General features: G+C 68.5%; 21 protein-coding genes, 2 tRNA genes and 1 pseudogene. 13 read left to right on the plus strand and 11 right to left on the minus strand.

Features of this window, described 5'->3' with window-relative positions; translation table 11 throughout:
• The 7 genes from D6682_03330 to D6682_03360 form a co-directional block, all read right to left on the minus strand.
• Window positions 1–725: glycosyltransferase (locus D6682_03330; GenBank protein ID RMH51765.1), on the minus strand; the 725-nt coding region annotated here is incomplete at its 3' end.
• The gene (locus tag D6682_03335) at window positions 718–1851 is read right to left on the minus strand and encodes a lipopolysaccharide heptosyltransferase family protein (GenBank protein ID RMH51766.1); all 1134 of its coding nucleotides are present in this window, start codon (window positions 1849–1851) and stop codon (window positions 718–720) included. The genes D6682_03335 and D6682_03330, both read right to left, overlap by 8 nt.
• Window positions 1815–2972: a glycosyltransferase family 1 protein gene (locus tag D6682_03340; protein ID RMH51767.1), complete on the minus strand. Its 1158-nt coding sequence runs from the start codon at window positions 2970–2972 to the stop codon at window positions 1815–1817. The genes D6682_03335 and D6682_03340 overlap by 37 nt, the downstream gene beginning before the upstream one ends.
• A complete protein-coding gene (locus D6682_03345; GenBank protein RMH51804.1) occupies window positions 2972–3370 on the minus strand; it encodes an acyltransferase in 399 nt (132 codons plus the stop codon). Before D6682_03345 ends, D6682_03340 begins: the two co-directional genes overlap by 1 nt.
• A 269-nt stretch (window positions 3371–3639) precedes the next feature.
• Entirely contained in the window at window positions 3640–4203 is a 564-nt protein-coding gene (locus D6682_03350; GenBank protein ID RMH51768.1) for a class I SAM-dependent methyltransferase, read from the minus strand.
• A 40-nt stretch (window positions 4204–4243) separates the two neighbouring features.
• Window positions 4244–5167, minus strand: coding sequence for a glycosyltransferase (locus D6682_03355; protein RMH51769.1), 924 nt, complete (start codon window positions 5165–5167; stop codon window positions 4244–4246).
• A 26-nt stretch (window positions 5168–5193) separates the two neighbouring features.
• The gene (locus D6682_03360; GenBank protein ID RMH51770.1) at window positions 5194–6741 is read right to left on the minus strand and encodes a hypothetical protein; all 1548 of its coding nucleotides are present in this window, start codon (window positions 6739–6741) and stop codon (window positions 5194–5196) included.
• 92 nt (window positions 6742–6833) lie between these two features.
• On the opposite strand from D6682_03360, the gene D6682_03365 reads away from it, so the two are divergent.
• The 3 genes from D6682_03365 (at window position 6834) to D6682_03375 (ending at window position 8133) form a co-directional block, all read left to right on the plus strand.
• Window positions 6834–6910 (plus strand) — tRNA-Pro (locus D6682_03365).
• 70 nt (window positions 6911–6980) lie between these two features.
• Window positions 6981–7057, plus strand: a tRNA-Arg gene (locus D6682_03370).
• Between the two features lie 29 nt (window positions 7058–7086).
• Entirely contained in the window at window positions 7087–8133 is a 1047-nt protein-coding gene (locus D6682_03375; protein ID RMH51771.1) for a GDP-L-fucose synthase, read from the plus strand.
• A 94-nt stretch (window positions 8134–8227) separates the two neighbouring features.
• On the opposite strand, the gene D6682_03380 is transcribed toward D6682_03375, so the two are convergent.
• From D6682_03380 to ubiE, 4 genes are all read right to left on the minus strand, one after another.
• On the minus strand, window positions 8228–11014 hold the full coding sequence (locus D6682_03380; protein RMH51772.1) for a 2-oxoglutarate dehydrogenase E1 component: 2787 nt from the start codon (window positions 11012–11014) through the stop codon (window positions 8228–8230).
• 63 nt (window positions 11015–11077) lie between these two features.
• Window positions 11078–12700 (minus strand): 2-polyprenylphenol 6-hydroxylase, encoded by a 1623-nt coding sequence (ubiB, locus tag D6682_03385; GenBank protein RMH51773.1) that lies wholly within the window; start codon window positions 12698–12700, stop codon window positions 11078–11080.
• Window positions 12697–13377, minus strand: a complete 681-nt coding sequence (locus D6682_03390; protein ID RMH51774.1) for a hypothetical protein — start codon at window positions 13375–13377, stop codon at window positions 12697–12699. The genes ubiB and D6682_03390 overlap by 4 nt, the downstream gene beginning before the upstream one ends.
• 21 nt (window positions 13378–13398) lie before the next feature.
• A complete protein-coding gene (gene ubiE, locus D6682_03395; GenBank protein RMH51775.1) occupies window positions 13399–14145 on the minus strand; it encodes a bifunctional demethylmenaquinone methyltransferase/2-methoxy-6-polyprenyl-1,4-benzoquinol methylase UbiE in 747 nt (248 codons plus the stop codon).
• On the opposite strand from ubiE, the pseudogene D6682_03400 reads away from it, so the two are divergent.
• From D6682_03400 to D6682_03445, 10 genes and pseudogenes are all read left to right on the plus strand, one after another.
• A pseudogene (locus D6682_03400) lies at window positions 14128–14421 on the plus strand (TetR/AcrR family transcriptional regulator). The gene ubiE and the pseudogene D6682_03400 overlap by 18 nt on opposite strands.
• Before the next feature lie 99 nt (window positions 14422–14520).
• A complete protein-coding gene (locus D6682_03405) occupies window positions 14521–14871 on the plus strand; it encodes a hypothetical protein (protein RMH51805.1) in 351 nt (116 codons plus the stop codon).
• 183 nt (window positions 14872–15054) lie between these two features.
• Window positions 15055–16251: a tyrosine--tRNA ligase gene (locus D6682_03410; GenBank protein RMH51776.1), complete on the plus strand. Its 1197-nt coding sequence runs from the start codon at window positions 15055–15057 to the stop codon at window positions 16249–16251.
• A complete protein-coding gene (locus tag D6682_03415; protein ID RMH51777.1) occupies window positions 16248–17861 on the plus strand; it encodes a peptide chain release factor 3 in 1614 nt (537 codons plus the stop codon). Before D6682_03410 ends, D6682_03415 begins: the two co-directional genes overlap by 4 nt.
• Before the next feature lie 570 nt (window positions 17862–18431).
• Window positions 18432–18818 (plus strand): prepilin-type N-terminal cleavage/methylation domain-containing protein, encoded by a 387-nt coding sequence (locus D6682_03420; protein RMH51778.1) that lies wholly within the window; start codon window positions 18432–18434, stop codon window positions 18816–18818.
• A gap of 143 nt (window positions 18819–18961) precedes the next feature.
• On the plus strand, window positions 18962–19351 hold the full coding sequence (locus tag D6682_03425) for a prepilin-type N-terminal cleavage/methylation domain-containing protein (GenBank protein ID RMH51779.1): 390 nt from the start codon (window positions 18962–18964) through the stop codon (window positions 19349–19351).
• Window positions 19348–21501 (plus strand): DUF2723 domain-containing protein, encoded by a 2154-nt coding sequence (locus D6682_03430; protein ID RMH51780.1) that lies wholly within the window; start codon window positions 19348–19350, stop codon window positions 21499–21501. The genes D6682_03425 and D6682_03430 overlap by 4 nt, the downstream gene beginning before the upstream one ends.
• A gap of 229 nt (window positions 21502–21730) precedes the next feature.
• Window positions 21731–23755, plus strand: a complete 2025-nt coding sequence (locus D6682_03435) for a DUF2723 domain-containing protein (GenBank protein ID RMH51781.1) — start codon at window positions 21731–21733, stop codon at window positions 23753–23755.
• Between the two features lie 607 nt (window positions 23756–24362).
• Complete coding sequence (locus D6682_03440; GenBank protein RMH51782.1) at window positions 24363–25535, plus strand: ABC transporter ATP-binding protein; 1173 nt, start codon at window positions 24363–24365, stop codon at window positions 25533–25535.
• On the plus strand, window positions 25525–26295 hold the full coding sequence (locus D6682_03445; GenBank protein RMH51783.1) for a hypothetical protein: 771 nt from the start codon (window positions 25525–25527) through the stop codon (window positions 26293–26295). The genes D6682_03440 and D6682_03445 overlap by 11 nt, the downstream gene beginning before the upstream one ends.
• Window positions 26296–26297 lie beyond the last annotated feature (2 nt).

Below are 26297 nucleotides of genomic sequence, written 5' to 3' on the forward strand. Positions count from 1 at the left end.
CGGAGCGCCTGCAACCGGCCGCCGCCGCCGGCGATCTGCAGCAGGGCGCGCGGATGGCGCCGCACCACCTCCGGCCAGCCATCGAGCAGCAGGTCGTGCCCCTTGAACCGCTCCAGCCGCCCGACGGCGAGCACCAGCCGCTCCGTATCATCCAGCCCGAGCCGCCGGCGGGCGGCCTCCCGATCGGGCAGGGGCTGCGGCAGCTCGAAGCCGTGCGGCACCACTTCGGCGCCGGCCACCCCGCACTTCTCCTCGATCGCATCGGCCAGTTGGCGCGTCACCGCCAGCAGCCGGTCGGCCAGGGCGCAGCCCAGGCGGATCTCGCTGCGCGCCTGCAGCCGCCCCGCCTCGAAGACATCGTAGCCCTGGGCGTAGGTGATGGAGGGCACCCCCACCATCCGACCGACCAGCGCCGCGACCAGCCCGCAGGAGACCGCCTGCCCCTGGATCAGGTGGGGGGCGAACGCCCGCGCCGCGCGCCAGGCGTGCCAGATGCGCCACGATGTCCCCACCCCGCGCCACGGCCGCTCACCCATCCAGCAGAGGCGGTATCCCTCCTCCGGCGCCCCTCCCGGCGGAGGGTCGGTGGTCACCACCACCAACACCCGGTGGCCGCGGGCGGTGAGCGCCCGGGCCAGCGCCCGGGTGGCCATCGCCGTACCGGCGACCTTCTGCGGCGGAAACTCGTTGACGATCAGCATGATGCGCAGAGCCGGATCAGCCACGGCCGGCCACCCCCTCGAAGGCGCGCACCACCGCCCCGACATCGATCGCCTCCGGCGTGGCGCCGGTGACCACCGCGAGATCGTCGCGCCGGTAGTCGAGATACTCCGGCTCCGGATCGGGCCGCCCGCAGATGGCGACCGCGGGGGTGCCCACCGCCGCGGCGATGTGGAACGGCCCGGAGTCGTGACCGATGAACCCCTCCGCCGCGTCAATCACCGCCGCCATCACGCCGAGGTCGGTCGCTCCCGCCAGGTTGCGGCAGCCGGCGACCCGGTCGCACAGCCGCGCCGCCTGCGCCCGCTCCTGCGCCACCCCCAGCACCACCGGCCGCCACCCCTGCGCCACCAGCCGCTCCGCCAGCCGGATGAAGCGCTCCAACGGCCACATCGCGCCATTCATACGCAGCCTGCGCGCGCCGACATGGAGGCAGACGGTGCGCGCCGCTCCCTCCGCCCCCAGCAGATCGCGGGCCCGCGCCCGCTCCTCCGCCGTCAGCGGAACGCTGGTGGCCCTGTCGCAGTCGATCCCGGCCCGGGCCAGCAGCCGGCGATAGCGCTCGGTGTAGTGCACCTCCTCCCATTCGGCGGCGCCGCAGCCGACATCGAACAGCGACCGACCGCGCAGAAAGGGGGGATCGAACCCCATGGAAAACGGCGGCTGCAACCGGCGGATCAACCACCACTCCACCGCCCACCAGTCGCGCATCGCCGGCACATGGAGATTGATCAGCAGATCGATCCGCTGCGCCTGCATCCGCGCCTGCACATCCCGCAGACTGCGCCGCACATCCTTTCGCAGCAGAGTCCGCGCGTCGTAGTCATACACGCGGAAGGCGCTGATGGATGCAACATTGGGAAATCGGGAAAGAAGGGCGGCAAACGCCGGATCGGAGCACCACAGATGAATCTTCGCTTCGGGATACGCCCGCTCCAGCGCGGCAATCACCGGTGTGGCCAGCACCATGTCGCCCACCCCGCCGAACTGCCACAGGGCGATGCGCGCCGGCCGATCCGCCCTCCGGCCGGGCGGACGCACCCGCGCCATGCGCCGCATCCATGCGGCGAGGAGCCGCTCCTTCAGCGCCCGCTTCATCCCGCAGGCAGCGGCAGACGGCTGCGCCACCACGCCACACACTGCCGCTCCATCCCCGCCCAGTCGGGATGGGCACGGGCAAACGCCTCCCCGGCCCGGGCCAGCGCCGCGCGCAGCCGTTCGTCCTCGATCAACCGCGCCATCGCATCGCGCAGGGCCGCCACATCGCCGGGAGGGACCAGCAGCCCGCGCACCCCATCCTCCACCACCTCGGGAATCGCCCCGGCGGTGGTGGCGACCACCGCCAGCCCGCAGGCCATCGCCTCCAGCAGCACGATGCCGTAGCCCTCCCGGTGGGAGGGGAGGACGAAGATGTCCGAACAGAGATAGCGCTCCCTCAGCGCCGCATCGTCGAGCCGGCCGTGCAGCACCACCCGCTCCTCCAGCCCGGATGCGCGGCGCATCTGCCGCAGCCGGGCGGTGGTGGCGGGCTCGACATCGTCCCGCCCGGCCAGCTCCACCACCCACGGCCGGTCGCGCGGCAGCCCGGATGCCGCCTGCAACAGCTCCTCCACCCCCTTGGCGCGGGTGAAGTGGCCGACGAAGAGCAGCCGCACACAACCCCCGCCGCCGCGCGTCCGCCCCTCCACCGGGGTGAAGGCGGGATGGATCACATCCACACACCCCCGCCCCCCCGTCCGTTGCAGGATCTGCGCCCGACTGGCCCGGCTCACGGTCAGCACGGCGGCCGCGCCGCGCAAGAGCCCTCGCTCGGCGGCCATCCCCCAGGCCCTGCGCAGCGCCCCCTCCGCCATGTCGCCGATCAGATGGTGGGCGATCACCAGGTAGCGCCCGCGCACCAGCCGCACCCCCGGCCAGACCAGCGGCGCCGTCCAGGCATCGAACAGCAGCACGCGCCGACGATGGCGCACGATCTGGAACTGCATCCAGAGAAAGGCAAACGGGCGGCAGAGGCGCCAGAGGCCGCACCGCTGCGCCAGCCAGCGGTAGAGGGGATGGTCGCTGTAGGCGCATTCGCACACCCGCACGCCGGCGGCGGCTGCGGCGGCCAGCAGATGGAGGTTGTAGCGCTCCCCCCCGGTGCGGGCCGGGCGGATGTGCGAGGCAAGGTAGAGAAGCGATGTCCCTCCTCTTCGATCGGCGCCATGCCGCTCCGCGTACATGCCGCCACGATCGCCGCCCGCCGGGGGCATCACCTCCCCGTCGGCAACGGCCGCGCCGGAACGCCGCCCACCACCGCTCCCGGCGGTACATCATGCGTCACCACAGCGTTCGCCCCGACCACGGCGTCGTCCCCGATGGTGACCCCGGCGGTGATCGTCACCTTGGCGCCGACCCACACCCGCCGGCCGATGGTGACCGGCGCCACCCGCATCGGAGAGTGGTGGACCGGGTCCTCTTCGGTCGGTGCATGGTCGTGAGCCCGAATCGAGACATACTCGGCGATCGCCGACCCGTCACCGACCGACAGCCGCGCATGCGCCGCAAGGATCGTCCCCCAACCGACGAAGACATCGCAACCGATGGAGATCGACCCGGCACCGAAGGTGATCAACATCACCCGATCCTCGATCCGGCAACGATCCCCCATCACGATGGAACCGTCTCCTTCCCCCTGCAACACCTCGATCGACCAGTCGCGCCCCGCACGCACATCCCGGCCGATCGCCAACCGCCCCCGTTCGACCACCAGAGGCCCACCCCGCTCCAACCGACCGCCCGAGCCGATCGCCACCTGCGCGGCGGCAAGCGACGCATCCAGCGGCGGTGCGATCCGCGCCCCCCGCGCCACCTCCAGCCGGGAGCCGTGTCTGACGGCATGCAGCCGCAGACGAAGGATGGTCCAACGACCAAACACGCCTACTTGACCACCTGCAGATGGAAGCTGATGTCCTGCAAGGGGAAGATGTAGGCCAGCCGGCTTTCATAAAGCAAGGGGTGCCGGGTAGCAAAATCAGCCATCCAGCGGTCGTAAAAGCGGCGCTCCCGACGCGACGCCCGGTCGTAGACCACGGCGACCTTGCGGAACCGGGCGTGGGAATAGCCGTACTTGAACAACTTCTCACCCTCGACGAAGTAGTCGAAGCTGCGCGAGGTGAAGGCGCGCCGATGGGTGGGATCGGTATGCAGATGGACGCTGCTCATCGACGGGGAGACGATGAAGAGATCCGCCCCAGGCCTGCCCACCCGCCAGATCTCCTCCACCACCTCGATCACGTCGGGCACGTGCTCGAGCACGTCGTTGCAGTAGATCGCATCGAACGTGTCGTCGCGAAAAGGGAGCCCGCCGCAGGCGACATCCCCCAACACGTCGGCGCGGCACCCCTCGATCCGGTCGATGCCGATCGCGCCGGGCTGCTTGCTGAAGCCACAACCGATATCCAGAACGGTCATATCCGATGGAATCGCAAAAGGTCCGTCCATGGACGTTTTGCTTGACGGGGATCGAAGAGCACGCTCTTCGTCACCCCCAAAGCAGTCGATGGGCGATCCGCAACAGACCCGGCTGCCACCAGCGATAGCGCAGCGAGGCGCAGGCCAGCGTCCGGGCGCGCCTTCCGTGGCGCCGGATCAGCTCCGCCTCCGCCAGATGGCGATAGAGATCGGCCTGCTGACGGCGCCAGGCCGGCCGGACATCCTCCCGCTGCAACACCGAGCCGAAGAGCCGGACAAACTTGCGATGCATCCGCCGTCGGCAGCGCCAGGCGATCGCCGGATCGGTCCCGGTGCAGAGCGATCCGGCATGTTCATGAACCTCCACCAACACGCGGTCGACATAGCCGAGCGGATAGCGTGCCGCGGCACGCACATAGAGATCGTAATCCTCCAGCACGGTGAGCGACTCGTCGAACCCCCCGACCTCCTCGATCACCTCCCGCGCGAAGAGGAAGAGGTTCGTTCCCAACCGATACCCCTGAAGCGCCAGCGGCAGCACATCGCCCTCCGCCTTCAGCCGCGCCAGCGACCGCTCCGGCTCATGCCCGAAACGCCGCGGCACCCCCTGCGCATCGACCCAGGCCCAGTCGGAGTAGCACCAGCGGTAGCGCGGATGCTCGCGCAGAAAACGGAGCTTCCGCGCGATGTTGTCGGGGCGGTAGGCGTCGTCGGCGTCGAGGAAGGCGATGTATTCCCCCCGCGCCATGCCGATGCCGCGGTTGCGCGCCGCCGCCGCCCCCCGGTTCTCCTGCCGGACCCATCGGATCCGATCGCCGTAGCGGGCGAGGATCTGCGGAGTATCGTCGGTGGAGCCGTCGTCGACGACGATGATCTCCAGGTTGCGGTGGCTCTGGCGAAACAGGCTCTCCAGCGCCCGCGCGATGTACGCGCCGTAGTTGTAGACCGGCACGATGACGCTGACCAGCGCGGGATCGGGAACGCTGTCAGCCACACACGGATCCTACACCGCGCACACCATCACCCGGCAAAGAGATGCTGTGCCAACAGCGCTGGAACAAAGCGCCCCAGCCATCCCCGATCCGCCTCATCGAGCAGGCGGAAGAGACGAATCGCGAGCAGATAGGTGATGCCATAGAGCCCAACGCACCACAGCAGGGCCAACCCGGCCGTGGCACGCGTCGCGCCGCCGCCTGCCACCCCCTCCAACCACACATAACCGACCACCACCGCCACCGGCGGGAGATTGGCCGCACAAACACGGGCAAACAACACCACATCCTTCCGGTACCGATGGCCGAAATCGCGACAAAACCACCAATGCATCCACAGATTGGTCACCGCAAGCGTGCCTGCGGTGGCGCAGAGCACCCCCACGAAGCCGACGGTGGCGGCAAGCCACCACGACAAGGCGACATTGGCCACCGCCTGCACGAGCGAGAGCTGCATCACCGGCCTGCTCCACCCCATGCCGGTACCGACATTGTAGGCCACCGAGGTGTTGACGGTGACCCAGAAACCGAAGGCGAGCACGAGTACGGCCCGGAGGACATCGGGCGAGACATGGTTGAGCCACAGCTTCAACACGAACGGCGCCGTCACGCAGAGCCCGGCAAAGAGCGGTGTCGAGACCATCCACAGATACTTGGAGCCGCAGCGGTAGATCTTCCACAGCCGGTCGCGATCCCCTTCGGCATGGAGTTGCGCCACCACCGGAAAGATGGCCGAGGTCAAGAGATAGGGCACCTGCCGCAACAGCGCGGCCACCTTGGAGCCGACATCGTAGGCGGTGACGAAGTAGAGCGGGGTAAAGAGCGCCAGGATGAACTTGTCCGCCTGGTAGCTGGCCAGCTCCGCCAGCCGCGCCGCCTGCAGGTGGATGCCGAAGGGGAGCATCCGCAACAGCCTGCCGACGCGCACATAGCGCCAACGCAGTCGCATGGCGGGGAAGATCGCCCGCGCCGACCAGCCCAGGGCGAGCAACTGGAGCAGATAGACCACGATGCAGGAGAGCAGCAACCCCGTGATCCCGTAGCCGAAATGGAGCACGATCCAGATCCCTGTCGCATTGACCAGCGAGACCAGCACCGCCACCAGATTGATCAGGTCGTAGCGCTGGCGGCCGCGCAGAAAGTTGTCGAAGACCGAAATCAGCGCCAGCAGGAGGAACACCACCGGACCCAGCAGGGCGATGGCCAGCGCATCCCCCTGCAACGCCGCCCCCACATGGAGCCGCACGACCAGCGGCTCGGCGAAGAGCCAGGAGCAGAACAGCAGCAGCAGCGCCACGCCGCCGTTGAAGGCCAGCGCGGTGCAGAGGATCGTGTTCATGCCGATACTCCCTCCCCGGCCGGCCAGGGAGGAGACCGACCGTACCACCGCCACGCCGATGCCGAGGTCGGTGAAGGCGACCCAGCTCTGCAGGGTCCAGAAGAGCGCCCAGAGGGCGAAGCGCCGGTCGCCGAGGTAGGAGAGCACCAATGGGGTGAGGAAGAGATTGACCAGCAGCAGCCAGAGGCGCCCCGCCGTGTTGAAGGCCGTATTGGCAAGAATCCTGCGCGCCAGCATCTAGAAGCGACGCCTCCCACCCCTTCTTCCGGCCGGTTGACGCCACCTGCGGCGGCTTCTAACCTGCGCTCCCCCGCGTGCGGGGGGCGGGTCGGGGCGTGGCGCAGCCTGGTAGCGCATCTGCTTTGGGAGCAGAGGGTCGGGTGTTCGAATCACCCCGCCCCGACCAACTCTTCGCCGCATCCGGCCGACGTGCGCGCCGGCGCCGCCTCACGCGAGGCCGCGCACACCTCCGACGGGCGCCTGTAGCTCAATCGGATAGAGCAACGGACTTCTAATCCGTAGGCTGCAGGTTCGATTCCTGCCAGGCGCACCACCCCAACGCCACACCGCTCCGGAGCATCCATGCCCTGCTTCACCATCGATCCCTCCACCCCGATCTTCGTCGCCGGCCACCGCGGCCTGGTCGGCTCCGCCCTGGTACGCGCGCTTGCGCGGCGCGGCTGCACCAACCTGCTGCTGCGCACCTCCGCCGAGCTCGACCTGCGCGATACCGCGGCGGTCGACGCCTTCTTCGCCGAGACCCAGCCGCAACTGGTGCTGCTCGCCGCCGCCCGGGTCGGCGGCATCCTGGCCAACGACAGCTATCCCGCCGACTTCATCCGCGACAACCTGCAGATCCAGACCAACGTCATCGACGCCGCCCGGCGCTTCGGCTGCCGCAAGCTGCTATTTCTCGGCTCCTCCTGCATCTACCCGCGCATGGCCGAGCAGCCGATCCGCGAGGAGGCGCTGCTCTCCGGCCCTCTGGAGCCGACCAACCAGTGGTACGCCATCGCCAAGATCGCCGGTATCAAGATGTGCCAGGCCTACCGCCGCCAGTACGGCTTCGACGCCATCTCGGCCATGCCGACCAACCTCTACGGGCCGAACGACAACTTCGATCTCGAGCGATCCCACGTGCTGCCGGCGATGATCCGCAAGTTCCATCTGGCCCGGCTGGCGGCAGAGGGGGCGGTCGATGCCATCGTGGCCGACGAGCGCAAATACGGCCCCATCCCCAACGATATTCTGGCGGCCTTAGGCCTGCAACGGTTGCCCGACGGCGGGCTGCGCGGCACCGGCGCGCCGCGCGTGCGGCTGTGGGGGACGGGAGGCGTCCGCCGCGAGCTGCTCCATGTCGACGACCTGGCCCGGGCGCTGCTCTTCCTCGTCGAACACTACAGCGGCGAGGAGATCGTCAACGTCGGCTGCGGCGAGGATTGCACCATCCGCGAGATGGCCGAGATCGTCCGTGCGGTCGTCGGCTTCGACGGCGCAGTGGAGTGGGACCGCTCCCGCCCCGACGGAACACCGAGGAAGCTGCTCGACGTCACCCGCATCACCGCCATGGGCTGGCGCCCCTCCATCCCGCTGCGGGAAGGAATCGCCGCGGTCTACCGGGAGTACTGATCGAATCGCAAAAAGTACGTCCGTGGTCTTGTTGCTCGACGGCGATCGAAGAGCGCGGTCGTCCTGACCGCGAACGATGGTTTCGTGGAAACCATCACTCCCGATCCCCATACAGCGCCCGACGCACCACCGTCTCCTGCTCCTCCTTGTGGCGCACGGCCGAGCCGACCGCCGGCGCGGCCAGCGCCGGGCGGGCGACACAGCCAAGCCGCTGATGGGGATCGAGCACCTGACGGATGCTGCTGTTGATCTCGAACCACGCCCCCTGATTGAACGGCTCCTCCTGCACCCAGACCACCTGCTCGGCGCGGGGATAGCCGGCAAGGATGGCGCGCAGCTCCTCCGCCGGGAAGGGGTAGAGCCGCTCCAGCCGTACGATCCCGACCGACGCATCCTCGCGCGCGGCGACCAGATCGTAGTAGACCTTGCCCGAACAGAGCAGCAGGCGGCGGCAGACGGCGGGGTCGTGGGCGGGGTCCTGCTCGGGGATCACCGGCTGGAACCTCCCATGGCTGAAGGCACTCAGGTCGGAGAAGGAGGCGCGGTTGCGCAGCAGGCTCTTCGGCCCCATCAGCACCAGCGGCTTGCGCGTATTGATGTGGAACTGCCGACGCAGCAGGTGGAAGAGCTGCGCCGGCGTGGTCGGCGCCACCACCTGCATGTTCTCCTCGGCGCAAAGCTGCAGGTAGCGCTCCAGCCGGGCCGATGAGTGCTCCGCCCCCTGCCCCTCGTAGCCGTGGGGCAGCCACAGCACCAGCCCGCTCATCCGCTCCCACTTCGACTCGCCGGCGGCGATGAACTGGTCGATCACCACCTGCCCGTTGTTGGCAAAATCACCGTACTGCGCCTCCCAGATGACCAGCGCCCGCGGTTCGGCCAGCGAATAGCCGTACTCGTAGGCCATCACCGCCAGCTCCGAGAGCATCGAGTCGACCACGATGAAGTGGGAGAGCTCCCCGCGCTCCAGCTGGCGCAACGGGATGAACCCCTTGCCGCTCTTCTGGTCGTAGACGATGGCGTGGCGATGGAAGAAGGTGCCGCGGCCGGAGTCCTGGCCGGTGAGCCGGATCCAGCCGCCGTCGTCGATCAACGTGGCGTAGGCCATGTTCTCGGCCGCCCCCCAATCGACCGGCATCCTCCCCTCGGCCATCGCCAGCCGCTGGTCGAAGATCCTGCGCACCCGCGGATGGAGCGCGAACCCCTCGGGGAGCTGGTGGGCACGCCGGACCAGCGCACGCAACCGCTCCTCCGGCACCGCCGTCTCCGGCTCCGTCGCCCCGCTGGAGACGAAGCCCGACCAGCGGCCGCTGAGCGTGTCGTGGCGCGGAACGGGCAACCGGTCCTTCTCCCGGCGGATGCGTTCGAGCCGCTCGCGGTAGTGCTGCCACATCGCCTTCGCCCCCGCCTCGTCGAGCAGGCCGTCGGCGATCAACCGGCGGCGGTAGAGCTCGTGGGTGGTGGGATGCTCGGCGATGCGCCGGTACATCAGCGGCTGGGTCACATCGGGCGCATCCGACTCGTTGTGGCCGTGGCGGCGGTAGCAGACCAGATCGATGACGATGTCCTCGCGGAAACGGTGGCGGTAGTCCATGGCGATCTCCACCGCCAGACAGCAGGCCTCGGGATCGTCGCCGTTCACGTGCAGGATCGGCGCCTGCACCATCTTGGCGATGTCGGTGCAGTAGGTGGTGGAGCGGGCGTCGAACGGATTGACGGTGAAGCCGATCTGGTTGTTGACCACGATGTGGATGGTGCCGCCGGTGCGGAAGCCGCGCAGCTTGGAGAGGTTGAGCGACTCGGCCACCACCCCCTGGCCGGCGAAGGCGGCATCCCCATGCACCAGCACGCTCATCACCTGCCGCCGCTCCTTGTCCCGCCGGCGGCACTGGCGGGCGCGCACGCTGCCCAGCACCACCGGCGTGATGATCTCCAGATGCGACGGGTTGAAGGCGAGCGAGAGATGGACCCGCCCGCGCGACGTCTCGAGATCGGAGGAGAAACCGAGGTGGTATTTGACGTCGCCGGCGCCGTGGGCGGCATCGGCGGTGACCACCCCCTCGAACTCGGCGAAGATCTCGGAGAGCGACTTGCCGAGGATGTTGGCCAGCACGTTGAGCCGTCCGCGATGGGCCATCCCGAGGATCAGCTCGCGCACACCGCAGCCCGCCGCATGGGTGATCAGATGGTCGAGCATGGCGATCAGCGACTCCCCCCCCTCGAGCGAGAAGCGCTTCTGCCCGACGTAGCGGGTGTGAAGAAACTGCTCGAACCCTTCGGCGCGCATCACCATGGAGTAGATCCGCATCCGCACCTCGTCGCTGAAGCGGGGGGTCGACTGCACCGACTCCAGCCGCTGCTGCAGCCAGTGCTTGCGCGCCGAGTCGGTGATGTGCATGAACTCCGGCCCGATGTGGCCGCAATAGGTGCGCTCCAGCGTGGCGATGATGGCCGAGAGCGGCTGGCGCGCCGGGCCGGGAAGATCGCCGGTGGGGAACTCGACGTCGAGGTCGGCCTCGCTCAGCCCGTAGTAGCCCAGCTCCAGCTCCGGGCTGGGCTTGGGGGGATTGAGCCGCAGCGGATCGAGGTCGGCCTGCAGATGGCCGTGCACCCGCCAGGCGTGGATGAGGTAGATGGCGCGCGAGGGATACTCGATATCGAACGTCCCGGCGCCGGCGGTGACCGGCGGACAGATGCTGCGGCGGAAGGCCTCCTGCATCCGGGCCAACGTACGGGCGTGCTCCGCCGCATCCGCGTCGGCCGCACCGAGCCCGGCGAAGAGACGGCGCCACGGAGGCGCCACCGCAGCGGCATCGTGCCGCCAGTCGCTGTAGAGCCGCTCCAGATAGTCGGCGCCGGCCCCGAGCAGATCATCATCGACCATGCTGCTCCCTTCGATCGCGCCGCTCCATGCGCATGACGCGGCCCTCCGTGGCCACGGTGCCGCCTACTCCACCGTGCGGGCGCCCAGCCACAACCCGCCGCCGGCGGCGATGAGGGCGATCGCCAGCAGCCACGGCGCACCGCCAGCGAGAAAGAGGCCGCCGCAGATCCCGCCGCCGAAGAGCACCAGTCCGCCGGCCAGCGGATGGCCGGCCGCCCCCTCCCCGCTCCGCCAGGCCGCGCCGCCGCGCTCCTGCACCGCCGCCAACCGCTCCGGCAGCCGCATCCAGCCCTCAAGCGCCTTGCGCCCGTCGCGCGCGGCCTGCTCCAACCGCGCCCTGGGGCCAAGATGCTCCGCCGCCCAGCGGGTGACCAGCGGGCGGGCCAGCATCCAGATGTTGACATCGTCGGCCAGCTCGCGCGCCACCCCCTCGATCACCACCATCGTCTTTTGCAGCAGCAGCAGTTGCGGCTGCGTCTCCATATGGAACCGCTCGGTGACCGAAAACATCACCAGCAGCAGCTCGGCGATGGAGATCTCGGCCAACGGCCGGTTGAAGATCGGGATGGCCACCTCGCGCAGCGCATCCTCGAAGGCGGAGATATCGGTCTCCGGCGGCACGTAGCCCGCCTCGAGGTGGACCTCGGCGGCACGGCGGTAGTCCTCGCGCAGAAAGGCGATCAACATCTCGGCCAGATAGCGCCGGGTGGCGGCATCGAGCCGACCGACGATGCCGAAGTCGACCAGGACGATCTCGCCCTGCTCGTCGATGAAGATGTTGCCCGGGTGCATGTCGGCGTGGAAGTAGCCGTCGACGAAGACCATGTGGAAGAAGAGCACCGCCGCCCGTTCGCAGATGGTCAAGGGGGAGAAGCCGGCAGCCTCCAGCCGCTCCTTCTCGTCCACCGGCATGCCGTGGATCCGCTCGGTGGTCAGCACCTCGGCGTGGGTGTAGTCCCACAACACCTCCGGCACCCGCACCCCCTCCACCCGGGCGAAGTTGGCGGCAAAGCGGCTGGCGTGCGCCCCCTCGGCGCGCAGGTTGAGTTCGCCGCGGATGGTGTTGGCGAACTCCTCCACCACCCGCGGCGCCCGCAGCCGACGGTACTCCGGCACATGGCGGTCGAAGAGGCGGGCGAGCAGACGCAGAATCTCCAGATCGGCCTTGATGGTGCGCTCGATCTGCGGACGGCGCACCTTGACCGCCACCTCGCGCCCGTCGTGCAGCACGGCGAAGTGGACCTGGGCGATGGATGCGGCCGCCACCGGCCGGGGATCGAAGCTGGCGAAGAGCTCTCCCACCGGCCGTTTGAAGGCCCGCTCCAGCACCCCGTGGACCACCTCGATCGGCTCCGGCGGCACCGCATCCTGCAGCTTCTTCAGCTCCCGGATCACGTCGAGCGGCAGCAGGTCGACCCGGGTGGAGAGCATCTGGCCGAACTTGATGAAGGTCGGCCCCAACCGCTCCAGCGCCCGGCGCAGCTGCACGCCGAGCTCCTCGGACATCCGTTCGCGCTGGAAGAGGTAGACCAGCCAGGCGTAGGGGGCGAAGAGATGGAGCCGCACGGCCAGCGCGGCCATACCGTGGGTGGCGAAGACATAGCCGATGTAGAGCATGCGCAAGTTGCGTCGCAACCAGGTGGGCAACGACAACAGCCCCCCCTGTACCGCCGAAGGCCGGCTCATCCGCCGCCGGGCCTCTCCCGTCCGGATCCGCTCCGCTCCAGCGCCTCCAACCGATGCTCCAGCCGTGTCACCCGCCCCTTGAGCGGCGGCAGCTTACGCGCCACCAGCTCGACCTGCGCCTGCCAGCGCTGTACCCGCACCGCACCGGGAGTACCCATGCGGCGCAGCCCTGCGTCGACCAGCGCGCGCGCCCGCTCCTCCCCCTTCTGCTCCATGGCGATCAGACCGCGGGCGAAGCGTACCACCCTGCCGCCGAAGAAATCGCCGAAGGCGCGGCGCAACTCCTGCTCCCAATCGAGCTCGCTGGCCGCCAGCAGCTTCTTGAAGCGCAGCATGGCGGCCGAATCCCCGGAAAGCCGGACCACCTGGCGGAAGACCAGATCGTCGGGATCCTCCCCACCGAAACAGAGGCGGGCGAAGCCGGCGGTGGTCGCCTCCACCACGACGTCGACCGCGCCGTGGTACTCCGGCCTGGCCTTGATGCCGTCCCGCGAGAAGAGCAGGAACAGCACCACACCGGTATCGCGCACCTGCAGGCGGCAGCATGTACCGTCGAGCCCGTCGAGATGGTCGCGCAGCGACGGGTGGCCGGTCAGGTAGAGGTCGAAGACCGTACTCAACACCACGCACTGCACCGGCACCGGAATCAGCCGCAACGGCAAAAACATCACACTCATCCCGACATCCCCCCGTTGAGCCTACAACCGGTATCCACGATGGATGGCCACGATCCCGCCGCTCAGATTGCGGTAGCGCACCAGGGCGAAACCGGCCTGCTCCATCCACCGGCACAACCGCCGCTGATCGGGGAAACGACGGATCGACTCCACCAGATACTGGTAGGCGGCGCGGTCGCCGGCCACCTTCTCTCCGAGCAGCGGAATCAGATGAAACGACCAGGCGTCGTAGAGCGGCTCAAGCAACGGCAACACCGGCCGGGAGAACTCCAGCACCAGCAGCTGCCCGCCCGGCCGCAACACGCGCTGGAACTCCGCCAGCCCCCGCTCGGGATCGACGAAGTTGCGCAGCCCGAAGGCGATGGTCACCTGATCGAAGCTGCGATCGGCGAAGGGCAACGCCGCCCCGTCGCCCTGGATGCAGTCGGCACGGCCGGGCAGCAGCCCGGCGTCGATCAACCGCGCCGCCCCCTCCGCGAGCATCGGCCGATTGGGATCGAGCAACACCACCCGCCCCTCGGGCCCGACCCTGTCGGCCAGCGCCAAGGCGATATCCCCCGAGCCTGCGGCGACATCGAGCACGCGTCCGCCGCGGCGGACGGCGGCCGAGGCCACCATGCACCGTTTCCACCAGCGATGCAACCCCAGGCTCATCAGGTCGTTCATCAGATCGTAGCGCTCCGCCACCGAGGAGAAGAGCGCCATCACCCGCCGCCGCTTCTCCTCCGGTGCGACCTGCCGAAAGCCGAAATGGGTCTGCCCGGTCATGGGCGGGAGGCTAGCCGCCCCCGCAGCCCGGTAGCAAAGCGGCGGCAGCCGGAGGCGGTTGACCCGCGCCGCCCCCACCATAACATACCGCTCGGTATGGGACGACCCAAACAGCCCAAGGCGACGCAGAGGCAGCTGCTGGAGGCCGCCTTCGAGCAGCTCTACCTGCACGGCTTCCACGGCACCAGTATCAGCGCCGTACTGCAGCGGTCGGGGCTGACCAAAGGGGCACTATTCCACCACTACCCGTCGAAGAAGGCGCTGGCGCTGGCGGTGATCGAGCAGATCGTCGCCCCGCTGATCTACGAGCGCTGGCTGGAGCCGCTGGAGCAGCGGGGCGATCCGGTCGACATCCTGCAGGAGCTGTTTCGCCACATGGACGACCGCATGACCATGGGCGGGGTCGGCGCGCGCGGCCTGCTGCTCGGCTGCCCGCTGGGGCAGCTGGCCCAGGAGATGGCCCCGCTCGACGCCGACTTCCGCGACGGTTGCGAACAGGTCTTCACCATGTGGCGCGAGGGGTTGGCCGGCGTGCTGACGCTGGGCCAACAGCAGCGGCAGGTGCGTGACGACGTTGACACCGACGCCGTCGCCCGCTTCATCATCGCCGCCGTCGAGGGGAGCATCGCCATGGCCCGCCAGGCCGCCGACATCGACCGCGCCCGGGCCATCCTGCGCCAGTGCAGCGAACACCTGGTGCAGCATCTGGAGTGGCTGCGCTATTAGCAACACAGGACGACTTACCATTGAAGTGGTTGCGCGAGAAACCATCGGCGTGGCCATGGACGGCCGCGCAAAACCGGAGCTTGCGTAGACAAGCGACGGTTTTGTAAGGCGATCGAAAACCGCGCTCTTCGATCCCCGTCAAGCAAAACATCCACGGACGGATGTTTTGCGATTCCACCAACATTGAACATCGACCAACAACTGAAACTGCTCCGCCGCGGCGCGGTGGAGATCCTGCCGGCCGGGGGGCTGGAACAGAAGCTGCGTCTCGCCGCCAGGGAGGGGCGGCCGTTGCGCGTCAAGGCCGGTTTCGACCCGACCGCGCCCGACCTCCACCTCGGCCACACCGTGCTGCTGGAGAAGCTGCGTCAGTTTCAGGCCTGCGGCCACACCGTACTCTTCCTGATCGGCGACTTCACCGGCATGATCGGCGACCCCACCGGCAAGAACGAAACCCGACCGCCGCTCACCCCGGAGGAGGTGGCGGCCAACGCCGAAACCTACAAGGAGCAGGTCTTCCGCCTGCTCGACCCGGAGCGCACCGAAGTCCGCTTCAACTCCGAGTGGCTGCAACCGCTCTCCGCCGCCGACCTGATCCGCCTGGCCGCCCGCGCCACCGTCGCCCGCATGCTCGAGCGCGACGATTTCGACAAGCGCTACCGCTCCGGCCGGCCGATCGCCATCCACGAGTTCCTCTACCCGCTGATCCAGGGCTACGACTCGGTGGCGCTCCGCGCCGATGTCGAGCTGGGCGGCAACGACCAGAAGTTCAACCTGCTGATGGGACGCCAGCTGCAGGAGGCGATGGGCCAGCCGCCGCAGGTCATCCTGACCATGCCGCTGCTCGAAGGGCTGGACGGGGTGCAGAAGATGTCCAAGTCGCTGGGCAACTACATCGCCATCACCGAGCCAGCCGATGAGCAGTTCGGCAAGATCATGTCGATCTCCGACACGCTCATGCTGCGCTATTACGAGCTGTTGACCGATGCCGACCTCGGCGGCGTGCAGGCGATGCACCCGATGGAGGCGAAGAAGGCGCTGGCCGAGCGACTGGTCGACCGCTTCCACGGCCCGGGCGCCGGCGCGCGGGCCCGCGCCGCCTTCGAGCGGGTCTTCGCCCGTGGCGGGCTGCCCGATGAGATCCCCGAGCAGCGAATGGAGGCAGGCAGCGGCGGTCTCTGGATCGCCCATGCGCTCAGCCGCAGCGGATTGACCCGCAGCAACAGCGAGGCGATCCGGCTGATCGGACAGGGGGCGCTCTCCATCGACGGGGAGAAGGTGCGCGACAAGGAGCTGAAACTGACCGCCGGGAGCTACCTGATCAGGCTGGGCAAACGCCGTTTCCTGCGACTGACCGTCGCGCAACAGCGTACACCGTGAGCACGGAACTGGAGCGCGAGATCGCCCGCCGGCGCACCTTCGGCATCATCAGCCACCCCGACGCCGGCAAGACCACGCTGACCGAGAAGCTGCTGCTCTTCGGCGGCGCCATCCAGATGGCCGGTGCGGTCAAGGCGCGCAAGGCGGCGCGCCACGCCACCAGCGACTGGATGAAGATCGAACAGCAGCGCGGCATCTCGGTGACCAGCTCGGTGATGAGGTTCCGCTATCCGCACAAGGGGACCGACTACGAGATCAATCTGCTCGACACCCCCGGCCACCAGGACTTCTCCGAGGATACCTACCGCGTGCTCACCGCGGTCGATTCGGCGATGATGGTGATCGACTCGGGCAAGGGAGTGGAAGAGCAGACCGAGAAGTTGATGACCGTCTGCCGCATGCGCAACACGCCGATCATCACCTTCATCAACAAGCTCGACCGCGAAGGGCTGCCTCCGCTCGATCTGATCGCCGATATCGAGGAAAAGCTGCAGATCGAATGCGCGCCGATGACCTGGCCGATCGGCATGGGCAAGGCATTTCGCGGGGTGTACAACCTCTACGACCACAGCCTGCGGCTCTTCACCCCCGGCACGGAGGGGGCCTGCGCCGATGACTGCGTGATCGAGGATCTTGAAGACGCTCGGCTGGATGCGCTGCTCGGCGATCAGGCCGATCCCCTGCGCGAGGAGGTCGCGCTGCTCGAAGGCGCGGCCAACCCGTTCGACCGCGACGACTATCTGCGGGGCAGCCAGACGCCGCTCTTCTTCGGCAGTGCGATCAACAACTTCGGAGTGCGCGAGCTGCTGGAGGCCTTCGTCGAACTCGCCCCGCCGCCCCAGCCGCGCGCCGCACTCGGCCGCACGGTGGCGCCGGACGAGCCGCACTTCTCCGCCTTCGCCTTCAAGATCCAGGCCAACATGGACCCGGCCCACCGCGACCGCATCGCCTTCTTCCGCGTTTGCTCCGGCCGCTTCCGCAGGGGGATGAAGGTGCGCCACCACCGCACCGGCAAACAGATCGCACTCAACAACGCCATCATCTTCATGGCCCGGGAGCGCAGCCGGACCGAAGAGGCCTGGCCCGGCGACATCATCGGCATCCCCAACCACGGCACCATCCGCGTCGGCGACAGCCTCGGCGAGCGCGGGGAGATCGCCTTCACCGGCATCCCCCACTTCGCGCCGGAGCTGTTCCGGCGGGTGCGCCTGCGCGACCCCATGCGGCGCAAGCAGCTGCACAAGGGGCTGATCCAGCTGGCCGAGGAGGGGGCGATACAGCTGTTTCAGATGGAGGCCACCGGCGACTACATCCTGGGCGCGGTCGGCGCGCTGCAGTTCGATATCACCGTCGAGCGGTTGAAAAACGAATATCGCGTCGAGGCCGACTACGCGCCCACCGACTTCGCCGCCGCCCGCTGGATCTCCGGGCCGGAGGCGGAGATGAACCGCTTCCGCCGGGAGTTCGCCACCAGCCTCGCCCGGGACCACGACGGCCAGTTGGCCTACCTGGCACCATCGGCCTGGAAGATGCACTACACCATCGAGCAGTGGCCTGCGATCGAGTTCGCCGCAACGCGGGAGATCATCGCCGAAGCAGGGCGCCACTGACAATCCCGGTCACTTTGGGTGACACATTTTGTCACCCAAGCCGGGCGACGACGGTGGGGAACGACCGCGGCTCCGGGCGGTGCCCCCCACCGCAGCGAAGGGCCGGGCCGCACCATACCGTGCGATGCAACCTACGGATACACAAGGAGATCACACCACCGCATCCATCGCCCGCCGCTTGGGATGCGGGCGCACGGAAGAGGGTGATCTCGCCGTGATCACGCCCGCCACATCCATGCGATATCCATGATGGAATCGCAAAAAGTCCGTCCGTGGACTTTTTGCTTGACGGGGATCGAAGAGCGCGGTCTTCGATCCCCTTACAAATCCATCGGTTGCGTCTGCAACCTCCGGATTTGCGCGGCCGTCCGTGGCCGCGGCTGCCGGCTTCTTGCAAAGCGGTCATCCATGCGGCACCGTTATTGCTATGGTCGCGCAGGCACAGCGGCCTGCGCATGCAAGCCGCTGTTTTGGCAGTGGGGCCGAGAAAAGCTTTTCTTCGCCCCACGCCACGCAGGAGGTCCACGGAGGGACCTGTTGCAATCTCGACAACCACAAGGAGAACCAACCATGATGCACAGACTCCATCGCACGGAAAAGGGCTTCACCCTGATCGAGCTGATGATCGTGGTGGCGATCATCGGCATCCTCGCCGCCATCGCCATCCCGCAGTTCAGCTCGTTCCGCAAGAAGGCCTACAACTCCGCCGCGCTCTCCGACCTCAAGGGGGCCATCACCCAGCAGGAGGCCTACTTCAGCGACTACCAGACCTACGCCTCCAGCCCGACGGTGCTGAACGCCCAGAGCAGCAACAACGTCACGCTCACCATCACCTCCGCCTCGTCGAGCGACTATTCCATGAACACGCGCCACAGCAGCGGCGACACCACCTATCAGGTGACCGGCAGCGTCGGCCGGATCAATGCCACCAAGGACGGGGTGACGACCACGATGTAATCCGTTGCCGTGCGCCGCAATGCACGGCAACGCACATCAACCATGATGGTTTCGCAAGAAACCATCAACCATGGGGCCTCCCGGATCGCGGGAGGCCCATCAGGTTGCTTCGCTGCCCACCACCAACGCCGCCGGAGGCGCCCATGAGGCCGACACCGTACAGACCGGAAGAGGGCTTCACCCTGATCGAGCTGATGATCGTGGTGGCGATCATCGGCATCCTCGCCGCCATCGCCGTCCCGCAGTTCCAGGCGTTCCGTGTCCGGGCCTACAACTCGGCGGCGCTCTCCGACCTGAAGACGGCCATCACCACCGAAGACGCCTACTTCGTCGACTACGCCACCTACGCATCGACCACCTCCTCCATGCCGGACATCCGGGTCAGCAAAGGGGTGACGCTGAGCGTGGACAGCGCCGATGCCAACGACTATGCGCTGACCGCACGCCACAGCAGCGGTGACACCACCTACCACTACACCAGCAATACGGGCAGCATCACCGCAACCAGGAACGGAACAAGCCGCACTCTCTGACCCCGCTCCGCCTCCCCTTCCCCCTCCATCCCGTGGCGGCAGGGCCGTCCGCAAAAGGGAACGGAGGCGCCCTCCACGATGGGATCGCCCACCGCCCCACCATCCTGCTGCTCACCGCCGCCGCCCTGCTGCTGCCCTGGATCGTCGAGCCGGCGGCGGGCTGGCGCGACGGCCCGGAGCTGACCGACGCCGCATGGCTGCTCGGTGTCGCCCACCCCTCGGGATATCCGCTCTATCAGGCAGTCGGCTGGATGGCGCAACAGCTCCCTCTGGGCGACATCTTCCTGCGCAGCCACCTGTTGAGCGCCCTCTCCACCCTGATCGCCGCGGGGCTGCTCGCCCTCCTCCTCCAGGAACTCGGCCGCGAGGCAGGCGTTGTGCGCCTCCCTCCCTGGCTGCCGGCCGCCATCGTCGGCTGCTGGCTCCTCATGCCCCCCCAGATCGAGAACGCCGTGCAGTCCGAGGCCTACGCCCCCTTCGCCGCCTTCACCTTCCTCATCCTGCTGCTGCTGCTCCGTTTCATGCACCGCCGCCACCCTGCCGCCTACCTGACGGCCGCCTTCCTCGCAGGTGTCGGCGCCGGCAACCACGTCATGCTGGGAGCGATGCTCTTCCCGCTGATCCTCGCCCTCTCCGCCTGCACCACCCTGCCCGCCGCCACCGCACTCGCCCTGGCCGGTGTGGCGGCGGGCGCGGCCGGCCTTGCCGTCTATGGCTACATCCCGCCGCGGGCGTCGAGGCTGCCGTTGATGAACTGGGGCGACGCCGTCGACTGGCCCTCCTTCTGGCGGCTGGTCAGCGACCGGAAGGACAGCGCCGCCCACATGCCCATCCTCAGCCCCGATCCGGCAGGCGATGGGGTTCTGCTCCACCAGCTCCTCACCGCGCAGATCGACTGGTTCGGCCTCCCCGGCCTGCTCTGCATCGCCGCCGGCTGGGTCCTGCTGCTGCGGCGCATGCCGCGAAGGGGAACGATGCTCCTCTCCGCGCCGCTCTTCCTGCTCCTCTTCTTCCCCGACTGGCGAAGCGGCACGGTGCTCACCGGCGCGCTGGCCCTGGAGCTGGCCGGGCTTGCCGGCCTCGCCCTCCGCTCCCTCCCATCGGATCGATGCCACCGCACACCGTCCGGAGCCCACCATACGGCGAGGGGGGGGCTCCGCCTCCTCTCCGCCGCAGCGGCCACCATGCTCCTGCTCTACCACATCGCCGCCCAGGCCATCCCCTTCGCCGCCGCACGCGGCGGCTACGCCGCAGCCGAGATGGCGCGCATGCAGCTGCTGCGCCTCCCCTACCGCGCCACGATCCTGGGCGGCCCCTCCTGGTTCCACCTGCGTGCCCTGCACGACATCGAGGGACTGCGTCCCGACATCTCCATCATCGGCCTGGGCAGCGTGATCAGCCCCCACTTCTTCGGCGCCCTCCATCCAGCGCAGCTCCCCCTGCTCCGGCTCCCCCGCGATCGGATCCCGGACAGGGCGGCCCCACCCACGGCGCAACGGGCACAGCACTTCATCGAACGGCTCATCGCAGAGAACCGACGCCGCACCACCTTCTTCCTCGACCTCGACGAGGAGTACATCGACCCCTTCATCGAACAAATCTTCCCCTACCGCACCGGGGTCTGGTGGGGCGCGCTCAACACCCCGCCGTCGGGCCGCTTCTGCCCCGCGCTGGATGAAGGGGTGCGCACGACCCTGGCGGAGATGCTCGCCATCGAACCGCAGCTGATCGAGAATCCCCAGTTCGGCCTCGCCCTGGAGCGGGGTTACTTCGGCTGGATCCGGGTCGCCGTCCAACGATCCGCCCCCTGTCTGGTCGAGGCAAGCAGGCTCATCTCCTGGTGGCGCCGCTGGATGGGCAAGGCGGAGGCCACCCACACCTTACAGCGACAGGGGCACGACTACTGGAACAACACCCTGGGGGTGATCGAGGCACGGCTGGGCCACGAGAAGGCGGCCTTCCGCCACTTCTCCCAAGGCTATGCCCACGGCGACCTCGGCGCCGGACTCAACCTGGCGCGCTGGTACGCACACCACGGGCGGCGCAAAGCAGCGATCCGGCTTGCCGGTGCCATCTTCCGCCGAGGAGGAGATCCCAAGGCGCTGTACCTGCTCCGCCGCCTGACCCGCCGCACCCATCCTGATCGATGATGGTTTCGCAAGAAACCGGCATCGCGGCGTTGGCGTGCCGCGCAAATCCGGAGGTTGCGCATGCAACCGACGGATTTGTAATGGGATCGAAGACCGCGCTCTTCGATCCCCGTCAAGCAAAAAGTCCACGGACGGACTTTTTGCGATCTGATCATCGATGGCGAACCGGCATCCGCGGCCAGGATGACCTCGCAAAACCGGAGCACGCGCATGCAACTGACCGTTTTGCATGGGAATCAAAGACCTCGCTCATCCATTCCCGTCAGGCAAGCAGTCCATGGAGGATGGTATTGCACGCTATTGCTCCGCTCCGATGCCGCCCCTGCGAGAAGATGAGGGCGCAATGAGACCGGCACACACAGCGCTGCTGGCAGGCGCCGCCGCCGCACTGATCGCCCCCTGGCTCGTCCAGCCGGCGATCGGATGGCGCGACGGACCGGAGTTCGTCGACACATCCTGGGGGCTGGGAATCGCCCACCCGGCCGGATTCCCGCTCTATCAGGCCCTGGCCTGGCCCTTCGACATGCTGCCCCTCGGCGACATCGCCCTGCGCAACCACCTCTTCAACGCCATCACCTCGCTGCTCGCGTTCCTGCTACTCCACCAGGCCGCCGCCACCTTTCTCCACTCCATCCATCGGGGCGGGGAGGCCATCCATTCATGGTCGGCCGCGGCCATCGCCCTGGTCTGGCTGCTCATGCCCGCCCAGATGGAGAACGCCATCCAGTCGGAGGCCTATCCCCTCTTCGCCTGCTTCGCCTTCCTCCTGCTCCGCCTCCTGCTCGACCATCTGCGGAGCGGGGAGCGCCACCGTTACCTGCTCGCCGCCTTCCTCGCCGGCATCGGGGCCGGCGATCACGCTATGCTCGGCGCCTTCCTCTTCCCGCTGATCCTCGCCCTCATCCCTTCCCGGAGAAACGCACTCCCCGCCCGGCTCGCCACCGCAGCCGCCGGCATCCTCGCCGGCATCGCCGGGCTCACCATCTATCTCTACCTCCCCGTCCGCTCGCGCAACGATCCGACCATCGACTGGGGCGACACCGAACGGTGGAGCAACTTCTGGCACCACGTCACCGACCGCAAGGACAGCGCGCTCCACCCGTCCGTCGCCGATCTCGCTCCGTGGAACGCCGGCGCCTGGCTCCAACCCTTGCACCAGATCGGTGACAACCTGCTGGGATGGTACGGGCCGGTTGCCGCCATCCTCATGCTCTACGGCTGGCTGGAAGCCGCCATCACCCGACCGCGCATCACCGCCGTCACTCTCTCCTGGCTGCTGTTCCTGCTGTTCTTTTTCCACGACTGGCCCGGCGGCACGGTGCTCACCGCACCGCTTGGCGTGCTCCCCTTCGGGCTGGCGATCACCGCCTGGCGACTGGTGCGGCCGTGGCGCAACGGCCGGGCGCGCGCGATCGCGATCCTCCTGCTGCTGCTTGCCCCGCTGATCCACATCCTGCCGCAGACGCGAAGCTTCTTCGCGCAACGCAGCGACTATGCGGCCGGGGAGTTCACCAGGAGCCAGTTGCTCGCCCTGCCCTACCGATCGATCCTGCTCACCGTGCCCGACTGGTTCCCCGCCCGCTTCCTCATCGACGTCGAAGGACTCCGCCCCGACCTGTCGGTGATCAATATCAACGCCATCTACTACCCCGGGGCGATCGAACCGCTCTCCCCCGAACGGATGCCGCGCATCATCCTCCCCCGGGCCGCCCCCCCGGCGCGACGATCCGCCAGCGAGCGGATCTCCCGATTCGTCACCGCCAACATCGACCAAAGCCCGATCTACGTCGACGGCGACAGCGCCACCTTCGCCACCTTCGGCCCCTACCTGGACGTCGACGACGCCGATCTGCTCTGGAACCGCCTGCAACGAACGACCACGCACAACCGCTGTTCCCTCCTCTACCGCCGCACCATGCGCACCGTCCACCACCTCACCCGCGAACGGAACGCCCTGCGCGATCCCGAGTTTGCCCAGGCGCTGCAATACGGATACCATAACCGTATCGCCATGGCCGTCACCCATACCCCCGCCTGCCTGGAGGAAGCGACATCGATGAGCCGTTGGTGGCTGCGCCACATCCCCGATCCGGACAGCCGTTGGGCTCCATCGCTCGACAACACGCTGGGCATCGCCGCCCTCGCCCGGGGGGCACGGGCGCAGGCGGAGCTCCTCTTCCGTCGAGCGGCGGCCTCGGGCCTCCCGGCGGCGATCCGGAACCTGAAGCGCCTCCACCGGAGCCGGGTGCAGTGAGCGGCGGCCGCATCCTGCAACCGCTGCTGCTTCTGCTGCTTGCCGCCACCCTGCTGCTGCAGGGGCGGCTGGCCGCCACGGAACCGCCCCCCGGGGAGCGGATGCACTACTTCCCCCTGCAGCGCGAAGCACACTGGTTCGCCGGCAGCGGCTACGGCCGGGCCGTCGCCGACCTGATGTGGATGAAGACCCTGGCCTACTTCGGCCGCCACATCACCGGCGACCGGCAATACGACCACCTGATCGCGATGCTCGATGCGATCACCCGGATCAACCCCCACCACGCCCCCGCCTACCGCATGGCCGCAGGTGTCCTCCCCTGGGTGCTGCATGCCCAATCCGCGGCGGAGCGGCTCCTGCTGCGGGCCATGGCCAACAACCCCGATCAGGGGATCTGGCCCTACTACCTGGCCGTCAACCGCTACCTGTTCCGCGACGACGCCGCCACGGCCGGCCACTTCATGCAACTGGCGCTGCAACGCGGATACGTCCGCCCGCACGTCCTCTCCCTGGCAGCCAAGTTCCGCGCCCACAGCGACTCGCTGGCCGTCTCGCGCGACTACCTGCTGCGCCTGCGCGCACACAGCACCGATCCGAAGATGCGGGAATGGATCGAACAGGAGTTGACCGCGATCGAGACGGAGATGGCGCTGCGCCGGATCGAACGCACCCTGCCGCCGGGCGCGACGGCGGCCGAGGTGCGCCGGTTGATCGGGCGAAGGATGCTGCCCGACGGCGGCCGGGTGGTGGTCGACTCCGACGGGACCATCCACAGCAGCAGGCGGCCCAACCGCTACCGGCTCCACCGACCGGCGCATGCGGGGGCGACGGCATGACCCGCCCGCTGCTCGCCGTCGAAGGGCTCCGCGTACGGCTGCGCAGTGGAGATCTCTGGCGCAGGAGATGGGTCGAACCGCTGCACGAGGCCACCTTCTCGGTGCCGGCGGGCACGATCACCGCCTTCCTCGGCGCCAACGGCGCCGGCAAGACCACCACCTTCCGCGCGCTCTGCGGGCTGACCCCGATGGCGGCGGGAACCATCGCATGGAACGGCGCCCCCATCGCCCCGTTGCAACTGCGTCGCCACATCGGCTTCCTGCCCGAGCTGCCCTACTTCTACCGCGATCTCACCGGCCGCGAGCTGCTCGACAGGCTGGCCGCCCTCTCCGGCATCGCCCCGGAGCGGGCGCACGTCGCCATCGACCGCCGGGCCGAGGCATTGGGGATCGCCGCCGTGCTCGACCAGCCGTTGCGCACCTGTTCGAAGGGCGAGATCCAGCGTATCGGCCTGATCCAGGCGATCGTGCATCAGCCGGAACTGATCATCCTCGACGAGCCGATGAGCGGGCTCGACCCGGTGGCGCGCAGCCTGGTGCGACGGACGATCCGCACGATGCGTCAGGAGGGATGCGCCGTCCTCTTCTCCAGCCACATCCTCTCCGACGCCGAGGAGCTGTGCGACCGGGTGGTGGCCATCGACGGCGGCCGCGTCATCCACCAGGGCGACCTCGAGCAGACGCTGCAACCGAGCGGTCGCTGGGAGATCCTGCTGCGGGCGGAGGCCACCCCCGTCGCCCCGCCCGGCGCCTCCGTCGAGGCCCACCCCGGCAACCGCTGGATGGTCCGCGGCAGCGAGGAGCGCTGCCCGCTGGAGAAGGCGCTGCAACAGCTGCTGGCCGGTGGCGACGGCACCCTCCTACGGGCGGAGCCGCAGCGCCAGACGCTGGAGGAGGCATTCCTCCACCTGATCAGAGGCGACGAGGCGCACCATGCTGCGTGAGATCGCCGTCATCGGGGCGTTGACCGCGCTGGAGACCCGCCGGCAACGGATCCTGCCGGCCATGGCCGCCGCCATGGCGCTGCTGCTCGCCGCCTCGCTCCCCTTCGCCGCGGTGACCATGGGATCGACCGTCGATACGGTGGTCGACCTCGGCCTGGCGGCGATGTCGATCATCCTCAATCTGCTGGCGATCCTGCTCACCGCCCAGTCGATCCATCAGGAGCGCGAGCGGCGCACGCTCCACATCCTGCTGCCCCGCCTGCGCCGCCCGGAGAGCTACCTGCCAGGCAAGTTCCTCGGGATCGCCCTGCCGCTCACCGGTCTGCTCGGGGTGATGAGCGCCACGATCCTCTGCTGCGCAGGGCTGCTGGGCTGGCACGAATGGTGGAACCTGTCGGCCGCCTGCCTGGCGACGGCGGTCGAGATCTGGATCGCCGTCGCCCTCACCCTGCTCTTCTCCAACGCCACCAGCCAGTTCCTGTCGATCTTCGGCGCCATCGCCATCGATGTCGCCGGCCACTTCTCCGACGTCATCCTCCGGCTGGGGACGCAGAGCGACGGCGCCGGCCGCCTGCTGGTCGAGGCGATCTGGTATCTGCTGCCCAACCTCTCCGCCACCGCCCTGCGCGACCGGGTATGGCAGGCCGACCCCATCGCGGGCGGAACGGTGGCGCTCATCCTGCTCTATGGAGCCACGGAGGCGGCGCTGCTGCTGACGGCGGGCGCACTGCTGCACGCCCGCCGACCGGTGGAGTCGTAGGC

The organism is Zetaproteobacteria bacterium, assembly GCA_003696765.1.
Taxonomy (GTDB): Bacteria; Pseudomonadota; Zetaproteobacteria; order Mariprofundales; family J009; genus RFFX01.

What these genes read in the sequence shown, in the direction of transcription:
- ubiE (RMH51775.1), bottom strand. Translation starts at nt 14,145, where the DNA reads ATGACCGGGCAGACCCATTTCGGCTTTCGGCAGGTCGCACCGGAGGAG.
- D6682_03350 (RMH51768.1), bottom strand. Translation starts at nt 4,203, where the DNA reads ATGGACGGACCTTTTGCGATTCCATCGGATATGACCGTTCTGGATATC.
- D6682_03440 (RMH51782.1), top strand. Translation starts at nt 24,363, where the DNA reads ATGGATCGAACAGGAGTTGACCGCGATCGAGACGGAGATGGCGCTGCG.
- D6682_03405 (RMH51805.1), top strand. Translation starts at nt 14,521, where the DNA reads ATGGACGACCGCATGACCATGGGCGGGGTCGGCGCGCGCGGCCTGCTG.
- ubiB (RMH51773.1), bottom strand. Translation starts at nt 12,700, where the DNA reads ATGAGCCGGCCTTCGGCGGTACAGGGGGGGCTGTTGTCGTTGCCCACC.
- D6682_03390 (RMH51774.1), bottom strand. Translation starts at nt 13,377, where the DNA reads ATGAGTGTGATGTTTTTGCCGTTGCGGCTGATTCCGGTGCCGGTGCAG.
- D6682_03420 (RMH51778.1), top strand. Translation starts at nt 18,432, where the DNA reads ATGATGCACAGACTCCATCGCACGGAAAAGGGCTTCACCCTGATCGAG.
- D6682_03340 (RMH51767.1), bottom strand. Translation starts at nt 2,972, where the DNA reads ATGCCCCCGGCGGGCGGCGATCGTGGCGGCATGTACGCGGAGCGGCAT.
- D6682_03375 (RMH51771.1), top strand. Translation starts at nt 7,087, where the DNA reads ATGCCCTGCTTCACCATCGATCCCTCCACCCCGATCTTCGTCGCCGGC.
- D6682_03380 (RMH51772.1), bottom strand. Translation starts at nt 11,014, where the DNA reads ATGGTCGATGATGATCTGCTCGGGGCCGGCGCCGACTATCTGGAGCGG.
- D6682_03360 (RMH51770.1), bottom strand. Translation starts at nt 6,741, where the DNA reads ATGCTGGCGCGCAGGATTCTTGCCAATACGGCCTTCAACACGGCGGGG.
- D6682_03345 (RMH51804.1), bottom strand. Translation starts at nt 3,370, where the DNA reads ATGGGGGATCGTTGCCGGATCGAGGATCGGGTGATGTTGATCACCTTC.
- D6682_03425 (RMH51779.1), top strand. Translation starts at nt 18,962, where the DNA reads ATGAGGCCGACACCGTACAGACCGGAAGAGGGCTTCACCCTGATCGAG.
- D6682_03445 (RMH51783.1), top strand. Translation starts at nt 25,525, where the DNA reads ATGCTGCGTGAGATCGCCGTCATCGGGGCGTTGACCGCGCTGGAGACC.
- D6682_03435 (RMH51781.1), top strand. Translation starts at nt 21,731, where the DNA reads ATGGGAATCAAAGACCTCGCTCATCCATTCCCGTCAGGCAAGCAGTCC.